This is a genomic window from Rhodohalobacter sp. 8-1 (genome assembly GCF_038150125.1).
GTDB lineage: Bacteria > Bacteroidota > Rhodothermia > Balneolales > Balneolaceae > SW132.
In genome coordinates this window covers 170,022-183,316 of the sequence record NZ_JBBVMF010000007.1, presented here as the reverse complement: position 1 = coordinate 183,316, position 13,295 = coordinate 170,022, and the positions used below count along the sequence as shown (strand labels likewise).

Annotated in this window: 10 protein-coding genes; 4 read left to right on the top strand and 6 right to left on the bottom strand. The window is 43.7% G+C overall.

The features are described 5' to 3' along the window. Nucleotides 1–105 precede the first annotated feature (105 nt). The 6 genes from AABW11_RS09375 to AABW11_RS09350 all read right to left on the bottom strand — a co-directional run bounded on the left by AABW11_RS09375 (nt 106) and on the right by AABW11_RS09350 (nt 5,339). Nucleotides 106–558 (bottom strand): single-stranded DNA-binding protein, encoded by a 453-nt coding sequence (locus AABW11_RS09375; RefSeq protein ID WP_340104818.1) that lies wholly within the window; start codon nt 556–558, stop codon nt 106–108. A gap of 75 nt (nt 559–633) precedes the next feature. After that, on the bottom strand, nt 634–1,380 hold the full coding sequence (locus AABW11_RS09370; protein ID WP_340104817.1) for a 2,3,4,5-tetrahydropyridine-2,6-dicarboxylate N-succinyltransferase: 747 nt from the start codon (nt 1,378–1,380) through the stop codon (nt 634–636). Nucleotides 1,381–1,383: 3 nt separating this feature from the next. Beyond that, nucleotides 1,384–2,265, bottom strand: coding sequence for a 4-hydroxy-tetrahydrodipicolinate synthase (gene dapA, locus AABW11_RS09365; protein WP_340104816.1), 882 nt, complete (start codon nt 2,263–2,265; stop codon nt 1,384–1,386). Then, the gene (locus tag AABW11_RS09360) at nt 2,262–2,933 is read right to left on the bottom strand and encodes a dihydrodipicolinate reductase C-terminal domain-containing protein (RefSeq protein ID WP_340104815.1); all 672 of its coding nucleotides are present in this window, start codon (nt 2,931–2,933) and stop codon (nt 2,262–2,264) included. The genes dapA and AABW11_RS09360 overlap by 4 nt, the downstream gene beginning before the upstream one ends. Further along, on the bottom strand, nt 2,930–4,297 hold the full coding sequence (gene lysC, locus AABW11_RS09355; protein WP_340104814.1) for a lysine-sensitive aspartokinase 3: 1,368 nt from the start codon (nt 4,295–4,297) through the stop codon (nt 2,930–2,932). Before lysC ends, AABW11_RS09360 begins: the two co-directional genes overlap by 4 nt. 391 nt (nt 4,298–4,688) lie before the next feature. After that, on the bottom strand, nt 4,689–5,339 hold the full coding sequence (locus AABW11_RS09350; protein ID WP_340104813.1) for a hypothetical protein: 651 nt from the start codon (nt 5,337–5,339) through the stop codon (nt 4,689–4,691). A 44-nt stretch (nt 5,340–5,383) separates the two neighbouring features. Between AABW11_RS09350 and AABW11_RS09345 the strand changes: the two genes are divergently transcribed. Genes AABW11_RS09345 through AABW11_RS09330 form a run of 4 tightly spaced genes read left to right on the top strand, consistent with a single transcriptional unit; the run spans nt 5,384 to nt 13,295 of the window. After that, a complete protein-coding gene (locus AABW11_RS09345) occupies nt 5,384–6,979 on the top strand; it encodes an NFACT RNA binding domain-containing protein (RefSeq protein WP_340104812.1) in 1,596 nt (531 codons plus the stop codon). Next, complete coding sequence (locus tag AABW11_RS09340; RefSeq protein WP_340104811.1) at nt 6,967–7,530, top strand: shikimate kinase; 564 nt, start codon at nt 6,967–6,969, stop codon at nt 7,528–7,530. The genes AABW11_RS09345 and AABW11_RS09340 overlap by 13 nt, the downstream gene beginning before the upstream one ends. After that, entirely contained in the window at nt 7,508–8,602 is a 1,095-nt protein-coding gene (gene aroB, locus AABW11_RS09335; RefSeq protein ID WP_340104810.1) for a 3-dehydroquinate synthase, read from the top strand. The genes AABW11_RS09340 and aroB overlap by 23 nt, the downstream gene beginning before the upstream one ends. Before the next feature lie 58 nt (nt 8,603–8,660). After that, nucleotides 8,661–13,295 carry a hypothetical protein gene (locus AABW11_RS09330; protein ID WP_340104809.1) on the top strand — a complete coding sequence of 1,545 codons (4,635 nt, stop codon included), beginning with the start codon at nt 8,661–8,663 and terminating at the stop codon, nt 13,293–13,295.

Below are 13,295 nucleotides of genomic sequence, written 5' to 3'. Positions count from 1 at the left end.
CTATAGTTACAGCTTTAATCATAAAGATTAATAAAAAAAGGTGACAATCAAATAGATTTGCCACCCTATAATATAATTTACAGATAATGAAGCAAGCTTGTAAGCTTAAAATGGAAGATCATCATCCATATCATCCAGGCTGTCAAGATCCACTGAGCTCCCAACAGGTTCTTTCTGCGAGCTTCTGTTCTGGGAGGATGGTCCACCGCCGCCTGATCCCATATCTCCTCGGGTGTCAAGCATTTGCATGTTCAGTGCTTTTATTTCAGTAGTGTATCTCGTCTGGCCGTCTTTATCTTCCCACTGTCGCGTTTGAATGGGTCCTTCAAAATAGGCCAGCGACCCTTTTTTAAGATATTCCTGGCAGATTTCAGCCAATCTTCCCCAGGCTACTATTCTATGCCACTCGGTAGATTCTTGCTGCTCGCCATTTCGGTCTTTATACCGCTCGGTTGTTGCAACACTTAATGTGGCAACCGCAGTATTCGACTGTGTATAGCGCACTTCGGGATCGGCGCCAAGTCTGCCGATTACCATTGCTTTATTTAATGAACTCATAACTGACTCCTTTGTTTAATTAACATTTGTTCTGATAGTATGAACATAAATCGTTCAACCCCTTACACTTTTTTTTTACCTGAGTGCCTCTTCAAGCTCCAAAGACGCATCACTTCCTTCATCTCTGTATTTAATAATGATAGGGCAAGATACGCTTAAACCCTGAGATTTACCCCAGTCGCTGGAAATAGGGCGGGTACCAGGAACTACAACTGACCGTTCGGGGATTGGCGCGCCTTTACCAAGCATTTTTTCCTGGACACAATCGTAAACGGGAACCGACTTAGACAGGGTAACACCCGGAGCAATCACGGCTCCTTTCTTAACAAGTATGCCTTCAACAATAACACTTCCGGCACCAATAAAACAATCATCTTCAATTACCACCGGGCTGAGGCCTACTGGTTCAAGTACACCTCCAATTTGTACTCCTGCTGACAGGTGAACATTTTTGCCAATTTGAGCGCACGATCCTACAAGCGCATGGCTGTCCACCATTGTCCCTTCGTCTACGTATGCACCGATATTGACATATGCCGGCGGCATTAAAATCACGCCTTTGGCAACAAATGCACCACGCCTGATGGCTGACCCACCGGGCACAAGACGAACGCCGTCTTCCGGCAGCATTAGCCGTGGCGGGAGGTTATCTTTATCAACAAATCCCTCATATATTCCGCCATAGCCTACGTTTTCACCAGCTTTAAAAGCGTCAAGGATTGCTTCTTTAACTTTAACGTTTGCCACCCAGGATTCACCATCGGGGTAGGCTGCGCGAACTGATCCTTCTTCAAGTTGATCTAATATTTTTTTCCAGCTCATTCGTTATGTATTATTTTTATACCAGGTTTCAATTTCTTTGTCAATCGCTTTGAGTTCGGCGAGATCTGAGAGTTCTTCTTTTACCAGCGGCAACCGCAATTCCGGAGTTTGTATCTCACCTTTATGATGGAGAAGTCGTTTCACAGGAATTGGATTTGAGGCCGAAAACAGTGCCCCAACAGCGCGGTTCCAAAGCGGAAAAAGCGATTTCGTTTCGCCACTCAGACATTTTTCCACATACAACGCCGTGGCTTCGGGCCAAACATTGGCAGCCACTGATACGAGCCCGGCACATCCTGCCGGTTTGAAAAATGCAAGCAGAGCATCGTCTCCGCTGAACAAAGGAATACCGGGAGCCGTACGTCTGTACTGCTGATATACCGACAGTTTTCCACTTGCCTCTTTTATAGACCAAAAGTTCGGATGCTCTTCAAGCGATCTAACAACGTCTGTTGGCAGATCGATTCCGGTACGGGAAGGAATATTATAAATCATGCAGGGTTTATCTGATGCATCAAGCAGTCGCTGAAACCATGCATTCTGCCCTTTAGGACCTGGTTTTGCATAGAGTGGGGTGACCAGTAAAAATGCATCAATTTGTAAAGAATTACAGTGCTGAATCCACGATTCCTGTATATCTGTATTCATGCCTCCCACTCCGACCATCAGGGGAACAGTGGGGTTGAGTGATGAACTATATTCAACGACATCCCGCTTCTCATTTTCAGTCAGCGCAAGGCCTTCGCCGGTACTTCCGATTAGCAGAATCCCGTTTCCAGCTTTTTCCTGAGTTCGAATCAGGTGTTCTAGTGTTTTAAAATCTATGCTTCCATCCTCTTTCATCGGAGTAATGAGAGCGGTCCAAAGTGTAGTATCTTTTATCATTGACTTGAAAATGCTTTGTCAAAAAGTTCAGAAAACGGATAAACTCCGGGAATTATCTCTGTATCGTTCAGCAGTTTTTTCGCGGCCCAAATAGCTCCTTCGGCAAACAATTTGCGATCATGAGCCTCATGCTTGAGGTAGATCGATTCATTGACTGTTTTGATATGAAGCTCGTGAATTCCCTTCACGTCCCCAATACGGCTGGAAGAGATCCGTGCCTCTTTGTTCAGCCATTTTTCCCACGATAAAGCCGTTCCGCTCGGGGCGTCTTTTTTATCAGTGTGATGGGTTTCATGAATGTGAAATTTCGGGGAATCAAGCATATCACTCCCTTCTCCCAGCACATTGAGCGCCTTTCGAACGAGGTTCATTCCAAGGCTAAAATTAGACCCGATGACCCATTTACTCTGAATGGCCTTTACCCGCTCCGGGAGGTCTTCAGACCAGCCGTACCCCGTAGTGCCCCAAACAGCGGGGACTTCGGCATCAATCATTATTTCAATAATTTCAGGAGCTGCCTCACCAGGCACAAAAATTATTGCCGCGTCAGTTTTAGCAACTTTACTCGCAGTTGGCTTATTTGAGCTGTTAAACGAGACGGCTTGTTCTCCAAGCAGCTCAGCTATTGAACCACCGGTTTTTCCGGTTCCAATTACAGAAATTTTCATGAGTTAAATGTGCTGTTTCTTGTTGAGATAAACGTTTTATGAATCTTGCGAACTGTTTGGTCTGCGTGGCTGCTATCAACTAAAAAACAGAGATTATGTGAACTGGCACCATGACAAATCAACCGAATGTTTATGTCTTCGAGAGATCCGAAGACCGGGCCGCTGAGTCCTGCTGTTGCATGCAGGTTGTTTCCAACGAGTGCAACCAGTGCAAGATTCTCCTCAATCTCAACATCGCAAAAAGATTCAAGTTCCGCCAGAACCTGTTCAGACAGGCTGTTCTTGGCAGATGACTGTACATCTGTATCGAGGGTTAAAGAGACAGACACTTCACTTGTCGTAACAAGGTCTACGCTAATTTTATATTTTGACAGTACATCAAATAACTTTGCTAAAAAACCGTGCCGATGGAGCATGTCCAAACTGTGAACAGTGAGCAGTGTTTGGTTTCTGCGCAGGCTGATCGCTCGGATCACAGGCTTGCTCTTCGGATTCTTGACGATCCATGTTCCTGGCTGATCAGGATGAAAACTCGATCCTACATATACTTTTATAGACTTACGAATGGCAGGTTTAATGGTAGCAGGGTGCAACACTTTTGCACCGAACACAGACAGTTCAGCGGCTTCATCAAAACTAAGTTCAGTAATCGGCCTTGCCTCAGGTTCAATTCTAGGGTCAGTGGTATAGATAGCCGTAACGTCGGTCCAGATTTCAAGAACATCCGCATTTAAGGCTTCTGCAAAAAGCGAGGCTGAATAATCACTGCCACCGCGCCCTAATGTTGTGGTGATTCCATCGGAATCTGAACCAATAAACCCCTGAGATATGACCTTATGACTTACTATTAGAGAACGTAACTTTTCACCGGCAAGACTTTCTATAGCCTCAATATCCGGCTCCGCACTGCCATAAGCATCATCTGTCCGGATAACTTCGCGAGCATCAAACCAGCGGGCGCCCGGTTCAATCTCATTTAGAAAAGCAGTGAACAGCAGAGACGACATTCGCTCACCACATGCCAGTATTGCATCTTTTTGCTTCGGCCCAACAATATCTTGTTCACTGAGTGTACGAAGTTCACTAATGATCTTATCGATGCCTGGCTGAGTTGTTTTTGGCTCTTTGAGTTGAGAGCATATCGTACGATGTTTTTCTTCAATTTGATCCACAATAGCGCGCTTTTCCTTACCGGGCAGCGTGCTGCAGAGTGTCGTTAAAAGATTTGTCGTTCCGGATGTGGCGCTAACTACAATAAGGCGCTTATCGGAATCCCGGGCAACAATTTCTGCAGATCGCCTAATCGCTTCAGCGTCCGCCATACTTGTGCCGCCAAATTTCGCTACTTTGATAAGAGTTGGCATCAGACTATTTAATTTATTATAGCTTACAAATATACTGAAAACCGCTGTAGGAATCAGACCTGAATTGTCTTGATTTTCCAGGCCTATACTCTGTCCTAATTATGCTGCCGTCCGGAGCTAGGCGGTTTGGCAACTAACACCGGCCATGTATGGATAAATCTGAATTATTGTATTTACAAATAGATTTGTATCTTTGCAGACTAGACTAAATTTAAAACACCAATATAAATCTGATAAGGTGATTATTTATGCCCAGCGGAAAGAAAAGAAAACGCGCGAAAATTGCGAAGCATAAGCGAAAGAAAAGATTACGTAAAAATCGTCACAAGAAGAAGAAGTAATATTCTGTTTAAATGACTGTGAAAGGCACGCTTGGCGTGCCTTTTTTATTTTAGGCAGCATGGTCCTGGACAGTTTTGTCAACCATCTCCACTACACGTTTAGCTTTGTATAAAAGGTGAACCAGTTTTCGGTCCACAAATTTATGTACTTCTTTAAGGCTTTCAATATCAGTAAATGAGTATTGAAAATACGATATCAAATTAATGGCACTTAAATATTTACCATTTTTATCACCATCAACTTCAATGTGCCAGCGCGTAATGATATCATCACTTAACAGCAACTCATTCACCTGTTCACTCGCTTCATTCATCCACTCCCCGGCCTTCTGAATTCTGAAATTTGCATCTCCGTTTGAGTTATCAGGCTGACAGCGGTCTTCCCGGAAGTGCCAGGTCACTTCAATATCAATAATCGGTTTTACGCTTGTGGTAGTAAACGTTTCTGATTGGAGTATGGGATGGCTATCTGTTCCGTTTAGCTGGCGTGCCAGTGAGGCCTCACGAAACCGGTCCCAATCAAAATTAATGGATAGAGATTTTAAATGATTGGTAGACTGGCTGAGATCAATATAAAACTCAAGGCCTGCAGCGTTAATTTTCGGCTCGTCCCAGGTTCTGAATTTTGTAACATTAATGTTTCTCTTGAGCAGCGAACCATTTATTTTGTTCACAATTGACTGAAAAATCGGGTAATCCATACACCATTTATTTTTCTGTTTTCAATATTTTATGACATCCCGTAATGAATAATTATTACTCTTTAATATATTTAAGCAAGCACATTAAAAACAAATGTGTTGGAGCAATATATACTTACGGGTATTCACCGCACAAAAATGTTTGGGAGGGTTTCTTCCAAAAAAACAATGAAGAGTTCAGGCTTATATTTAGTGCAGACAGTCGTGAAACGGCGATTTTCACGGATGACTACCGGAATCCCAAGAAGGCAAATGTCACAACATTTTTCGACGATCTTAAAGATAATTTAATTGAAAGTGTTCATCTTGCCAAGGGTGATCGGTGGCTGACGATAGTTTTTGACAACGGGGATGAACTGCTTTTCCAGCTTTTTGGGAATACACCAAACATCTATCACATCAGCGATCGGACAATTACAGAATCATTTAAAGCGCCGGAGCGTCATGAAGGCGAGCCGAAACCCACTCCGCGAGAGAGCCGTCCTATGCCGGAGCTACAATCCTCCTGGAAGCCAAAAACGGTGATTACCAAAACCGATCCCAAATTCCCCAGACATCTCATTCAGCCAATTATTGATCATTATGACCTGGAAGAAAGGAGTCAGCAATTTATTCGTGACCTGACACTGAAACTGGCAAACCAAATGATGAATAATCCTGAATTCAGGGTCCTTCAAAACGGGAATCTCTGTCTCATCTCCCGCGATAACCTTCCGCTCGACGATATCGAAGTATTCGATACCTGCAACGAGGCTGTCCGGTATGCATATTACAAAACGTCACGCGAGCGCCGGCTTTCTAAACGTATTGAAAGCATCAAACCGAGACTTCAGGGAGCGATTGATAAGGCAAAACGGACGATTGAACAACTTGAGGAGGCGGATAAAGCACTTGAACGCGCAGACAACTATGAAAATTACGGTCACATATTGATGGCCCATGCCCATGAAGATGTGCAAAATGGCACAGAGAGCGTAACGTTTCCTGATTTTTACCACGATAATGAACCCGTAACAATATCCATCAAACCAAAGAAATCGTTAGCCGAAAATGCCCAGCGCTATTACGAAAAAGCATCCAAGGCAAAAAAGCGTGTGGAAGAGTCCAGGAAGCGAAAGAATCGACTTGAGGACGAACTTCGTGAACTAAAAGAGGTTAAGCAGTCGTTCAGCAATCTTGATAAGATTTACGAATTTGATGACTGGCTAAATGATCATAAAGAACAGTTGAACAGGCTTGGCGTGTTATCCCAAAATCAGCAGACTGAAACGCTGCCGTTTCGGCGGGCAGAGATAGACAACTATGAAATCTGGATTGGGAAAAATGCAAAAAGCAACGACAAGTTAACCGCACGCGCCCATAAAGAAGATATTTGGATGCACGCTCGCGGAGTGGGTGGGTCGCATGTTGTAATAAGAATGAACAATAATAAAGACTATCCGCCCCGCCACGTACTGCTAAAAACAGCGTCTGTTGCGGCATGGAATTCGAAAGCCAAGGGCTCAAAACTTGCACCTGTCATTGTAACTAAGCGAAAGTACGTATCTAATCCTAAGGGCGCACCCGCGGGTACAGTACGCGTTCACCGTGAAGACGTTGAAATGGTAGAACCGAAAAAACTATCCGAATGGACAAAATAGCGTTACGCAGACCCATTTTTTTATGCGGAATGATGGGATCCGGTAAATCAACCGTAGGCAGAAAACTGGCCACAGAGCTGGAAGTTCCGTTCTGCGATCTTGATGAAATGATTGTAGAAAAGGCCGGCCTTTCGATTCCCGAAATATTTGAACAGAAAGGCGAAGGCAGTTTTCGGGCGCTCGAACGCAAACTTCTTATTCGGGAATCGCAGTATTTTAAAGGAGTGATGTCACTCGGTGGCGGATCACTGCAAAATCAGCACATTGTTGATCATCTCAAAATATACGGCTGGCTCATTTTTCTTGATGTGCCGCATTCCGTAATTTCTGACCGGGTTGAGGGAGATGCAAATCGGCCCATGCTTAAGGCCGGCAGCAGCGAAAAGGAGGACAACGCAAGCGGATCAAAAATTGAAAGGTTACTTGAGCAGCGACTCCCGCTATACCGGCAGGCAGAAATTACAGTTAATGCCGGTGATCGCCCGGCTGACGAGATAGTACATGAAATTATAAAAAAACTGACGCTTTATGACGGCTTCAATAGACGTTAAATCATCATCCGGAACTTATTGCTACACTGTTGGAAGCTCTGTTTTTGAGGGAAAAATTGCAGCATTACAACAGAACACCGGGTTTGACACCTGTTTTATTCTTGTAGATGAAAACGTGTGGAAGTATCATAGCGAGCGCATCTCGAATACATTCGATTCACTGAATGTTGAATATACCTGCCGAGTGATTCCAGCGGGCGAGCAGAGTAAAACCGTAACTCAGTGGAATGACCTCATTGATTTTCTGCTGCAATCCGGAGTTCGAAGAAATACGCCTCTTTTTGCCATTGGCGGGGGTGTCACAGGTGATTTAGCAGGTTTTGTAGCCGCATCTGCCCTTCGGGGAATTCCCCTCGTACACGTTCCTACCACGCTTCTTGCCATGGTTGACAGCTCAATTGGCGGCAAAACGGGTGTTAATCATGCTACCGGCAAGAACCTGATTGGGGCATTTTACCAGCCCGAGGAAGTGATAGCCGATTTAGATTTTCTTGACACACTGCCACATCGCGACTGGACCAACGGTTTAAGTGAAATCCTCAAATATGGGGCTATCGACGATCCCGCAATATTTGATGAGTGTAAGATATTTCACGATAGCAATGTGCTTGACTCATTCCGCAATGAATTAAATCAATTAATTTTAAAATGTGCGCAAATAAAAGCAGATATTGTTGCCGCCGATGAGTTTGAATCTGGAACTCGCGCATTTCTCAACTTTGGCCACACGTTTGCCCATGCATTAGAAAAGGTATCAGACTTTGACCAGCTAAACCACGGAGAGGCTGTCTATCTGGGTATGCTTTCCGCCATTAAGCTCTCTAAAGAGATGGGCGGAGAACTTGATGATAAGCCTATCCGCGACTTTCGTTCACTGTACTCATTCAAAGTAACCCGAGAGATGCTGCCAGAAAATGAATTGTTTTCCGCCATGAGAAGCGACAAAAAAGTTATAGATAATACATTTCGATTTGTTTTATTAAAAAGTTGGCAACAACCTGTGGTTATGTCAGTTAAAGAGAAAGAATGCATTCACAAAGCCTGGCTCACCGTATACCATGAACTTCAATAATTAGATTTCATTGTTTCTACGCTGGATTTACAACATTTGGAATTTCCTGCTCAAGTTTTTGAGTTACTTAATAATTATCGTACTTATTTTAAGTACGCTGGCTCTCGGTGTGCTACAGCTCCCTGTAAGTAAAAATTACCTTAGCGGACAGATTGTCAACGCCTTCAACGACCAGTATACCGGCAATGTAACCCTTGGTTCTCTCCAGGGATTTATCCCATTTCGGGCGCAGCTTAATGATGTGGAATTTTCTATTCCTGATAGTTCAGGGACCGAAATGAGTGAGCCTGATTCCCCCCTATCCGTTGATGAACTTTTTATTTCTCTTGATTTGTGGCAGTTTATCAGGGGAAATATCAATATAACCGAACTCGATTTGCAATCTCCTGACCTGTTTTTAAAACAGGATGAATCAGGTATTAACATTGTAAAACTATTTGCCAGATCGTCACCTTCTGAAAATCAGGGGCAGGCAAGAAATTTTATCAACAATTTTTCAATTTTTGCTCCTCAAATCTCAATTACGAATGGACGTGTGGATGTGGATCGATCAATAAACTCATCCACTACCCTGTCGCTGCCTGACCCTCTTCAGCTTACCAATCTGAATGCCAGCTTTTTCGTAGAGTCGCTAGAAAGTCAGCAGTTTGTTGAAATAACCTCATTTGATGCAAATACAAATGTCAACGACTTTAACGAGCTCAGCCTGAATGCTCAGTTATTTGCAAATGGGGTTTCGCTGGAACTAAATGGATTTGATTTCAGATCTGAAAGCGCAACTTTACAGCTTTCTGCAAAAGCATCACCGGTCAACTTGTTTGAACAAAATGTTGAAGAACAGCTATTGAATGCTTCCTACCTTCTAAACATTGACCGGGTAAATGTAAGCGCTGATATTCTAAACCGTTTTCAGAACACCGGTCTTCAGTTAACCAATTCTCTTGAGTTCAGTGGCGATATTAACGGTAACCTGGATTCACTTTTTGTCGATAACTTTCAGCTGATTAACGGGGAATCTTATCTGATTACCGACGGCGTTATTACAAATCTCATTGATGATGAACTGACGTACGACTTTTCCATCAGTAACCTGGTATTGAATCCTAATGATTTACAACCGTTTCTGAAGCAAATTCAACCCAATACCAATCAAATTGAGCTGTACGGTTTTTCAACTATTCAGGGTGGCGTCACCGGCAGTTATAATTCTCTGCAGGCTCAGCTTCAATTAGATACAGATATCGGTAATGCAACGGTAGACTCTGATATCGAGTTTTTTGGGAATCAAACATTTAGCCTGAACGCTGCTTTGGATTCACTCGACATATCACCACTACTTAGGGATAGTTCCGGAACATCTATGTTAAACGGCAGGTTTACCGCAAGTGGTCAGGGTTTTGATCGCACAGCCACTGTAGAAACATCTCTTCAATTGACGGACAGCAAGATAAAGGCACATAATATACAGGCGCTCAATGCTGATCTTTCATACCTGAACACCAGCGGTGACTATTCATTAAGCATCGTCAGTAATCAAACCGAAGGCTCGGCAACCGGATCGTATTCAATTGGCAACACGACACAATTTTCGATTGAGGCTGTTGCTGAACAGCTCGATTTCACCGACTATTTCCCGAATCTGCCCTACGACAACGCTACATTTAATGGTAGACTTTCAGCAAATGGAGAAGGAACAGACCTTAATGACCTTGCCGGGCGCCTTTCCATCGAAATTAATGAGTCGGTAATTAATTCCGACACACTCCGCTCTCACCAGTTTTACGCCGATATAAATAACCCGGAACCGGATCAGCCCCGCGAATTACGGATGACGAGCTCTTTCCTAAATATGAATGCATCTGGTACACTTTATCCGAACCAGCTGGCAGGAGCTGCCCGGCACTGGTATGATTATTTAGCCGGGCGCATCAACGAAGAGTTATTTTTTGATCGCCAGCTAAATGAAATAACACTGCCTGATTTATTCACAAACAGTACGTTCGAGAATACAGCCGATATTTCAATTGAAATATCATCGCGCGATCTTGGTCTTCTGAAGATTTATTTTCCCGATATACCATCTCTTGAATCATCCGCCGAAATGAATTTAAATATTAACGCCTCCCGGAACAGGCTGAGCATCAACGGTAGTTTTTTTGATGATTCCCTCACAGTTAACAACTCCAGATTTAGCGATGTTGGGATGACGCTGACCAGTAATTTTCAATATGGCGGTAAACTAAAAAACAACAGTGTAATCGATCTCCAGATAAACAGCCCGGACATGACTTTAAACGGTCAGTATGATGTGTCCGGAACTTCAGTGAACATGAGCCTGAGAGACACCTTAATTACCGTAAGGCAGCAAGTTGATAGTGCCCTCGAAAATCTGTTTTATTACGCTGAAACTACTTCCATTTGGGGAGACGAGACTTTCAGCACAACCATGGATTCATTAGCTGTTGGATCAAATCAGTATGCCTGGTACTCAAATGGTTCGCCGGGCATTATTTACAGGCGTGATGGGGCCCTCACATTTAACGAGTTTATATTAGAAAGTAACGAAGACTATTTTGAGGTGGATGGCACCTTCAGCCAGAGTTATGAAGATTCGGTTGTTTACAATATTCGAAATTTCAACCTAGGGCGGGTGTCCGATCTGATCGGTGGAAGGATAGAGTTTGGAGGTGTCGTAGACGGTGAATTTACCACACGAACATTGACCCAGGTGCCATCTATTCTGGGAGATCTATCAGTAGTAAACGGCCGCATAAATGACCGATTGGTGGGGGATGTAACACTGCGCAGCCGTTTCAATGCCGAGGAAAACCGTTTTGATACGGAACTCAGGCTCTATACCGATCCCGAAAAGTATGGTGACTACCTGGATGGAAATAACGGTATTGGAAATGATTTATATTTTGAAGGCTACTTTAAAACACCCGACCAAGAAAATGAAAGTGGGGATGGTAATTTAGTTTACTTTGATGCAGACCTGAGAGAAATTGACATGTGGATTGTCACATTTATAGTTCCCAATATCATTTCTGAGATGGAGGGAAGTGGCCGGGGAACCGGCTATTTTGTGGTTGACAGTACCGGCTATGATTTTGAAGCAAATTTTGACGTTGATGAAGTTGACGGCGTTCCCGCATTCACAAACGTTCCGTATACTCTTGGCGGTGAGCTGACATTTAATCGCGCTGATGGACTTATTTTTGAGAACATACAAATTGATGACGGACGCGGTGGCTCAGGGCTATTTTATGGGCAGGTAGATCTTGATGATTTCGGCCCTATGAATTATCTCGATCTTAGGATGGAGCTCAACGATCTCCGGTTTATGAATAATATTCAGGATCCCAATGTTCCCTTCTACGCCGATCTTACCGGAAGCGGAACAGCTGTTTTGGATGGTACCAGCCAATCACCAAGTCTTCGTTCATTAACCCCTATTATACTGTCGAGTAACTCAAACATTTCCATTCCACTTCTTGAGGAAACCGAACTCCAGCAAGACCGTCGGTTTGTTCAGTTCGTTGACTCGTTTGATGAGCAGCGCCCTGTGCAGCTTGGCTCCATTCAAAATGGATCAGCATCGGATGATGAAGAGGGTGAAGTAGATCTGTCGTTCGTTGAACTGTTCAGTATGAATCTTCAGTTTATAGCAAATGATCCTGTTCAGGTGGAGCTCATTTTTGATCCGGTAACAAACGATATCCTGACTGCAAGAGGAACCGGGCAGATCAGGCTTATTTTAGACGACCAGGATTTGAGTATGTTCGGCCGGTTTAATATTTCGAGTGGAGACTACCAGTTTGTCGCTGGCGATATTTTTACCCGCCGGTTCAGCATCCAGGATGGCGGTACCATTAGCTGGCAGGGAGATCTTACCGAAGCAAATCTCGACGTAACCGCCTCCTACCGCGCCCGGCCCGATATCTCCACCTTGATACCAACCGGTGCAAGTTTTCAGCGAATTCCAATTGAACTTATTTTGCAGATAGGGGGAACCATCAGCCAAATTGAAAATGAATTCTTTTTCCAGCTTCCAAGCGGAATTGAAGGCACACAAGATCCTACAATTGCGGCTCAGATCAATCGATTAAATCAGAATGAGGAAGAAAAAGTATTACAAGCTTTTGGAATCTTGTTAACGGGAAATTTTGTACCTTCCGACGACTTGCAGAATCCCGAGTTCGGAAACGTAACCGGAACGAATACATTGGTTAATCCATTGGTATCCAGTCAGATCATTAGTCCGCTGCTATCAAATCAGATCAATGCATTACTTCGCAGTGATGTAACGCTGGATGTGGATTTCAACTTAAACGCCTTTAATGAAGTGGATCTGGGTGTTGCGCTCAGGCTGTTTAATGACAGAATTGTATTGCGGCGTGAAGGTCAGATTACCGGTGAAAGTGAAATTGGTGATCTTGGAGCCACCTACAGAATCAATCAAATATTTTCAATTACCGCATTTCACAGGCAGGATGTTACATTATCAAATCGAGCTGAAACTGAATCCCGCCAAACTCAGGAAATGAATGGAATGGGCGTAGAAGCTCAATTCCAGTTTAATACCTGGCAAAATTTAAAAAACAGAATTTTTTCATCCATCCGAAAGTTATTTGGATTGAAAGAAGACGAGCCAGCCGTTGACGAAGATTCTGATTCGCTGGCAGAAAACTAA

Coding starts and splice junctions, on each gene's coding strand:
- AABW11_RS09375 (WP_340104818.1), bottom strand. CDS start 558: ATGAGTTCATTAAATAAAGCAATGGTAATCGGCAGACTTGGCGCCGAT.
- AABW11_RS09370 (WP_340104817.1), bottom strand. CDS start 1,380: ATGAGCTGGAAAAAAATATTAGATCAACTTGAAGAAGGATCAGTTCGC.
- dapA (WP_340104816.1), bottom strand. CDS start 2,265: ATGATAAAAGATACTACACTTTGGACCGCTCTCATTACTCCGATGAAA.
- AABW11_RS09360 (WP_340104815.1), bottom strand. CDS start 2,933: ATGAAAATTTCTGTAATTGGAACCGGAAAAACCGGTGGTTCAATAGCT.
- lysC (WP_340104814.1), bottom strand. CDS start 4,297: ATGCCAACTCTTATCAAAGTAGCGAAATTTGGCGGCACAAGTATGGCG.
- AABW11_RS09350 (WP_340104813.1), bottom strand. CDS start 5,339: ATGGATTACCCGATTTTTCAGTCAATTGTGAACAAAATAAATGGTTCG.
- AABW11_RS09345 (WP_340104812.1), top strand. CDS start 5,384: ATGAATAATTATTACTCTTTAATATATTTAAGCAAGCACATTAAAAAC.
- AABW11_RS09340 (WP_340104811.1), top strand. CDS start 6,967: ATGGACAAAATAGCGTTACGCAGACCCATTTTTTTATGCGGAATGATG.
- aroB (WP_340104810.1), top strand. CDS start 7,508: ATGACGGCTTCAATAGACGTTAAATCATCATCCGGAACTTATTGCTAC.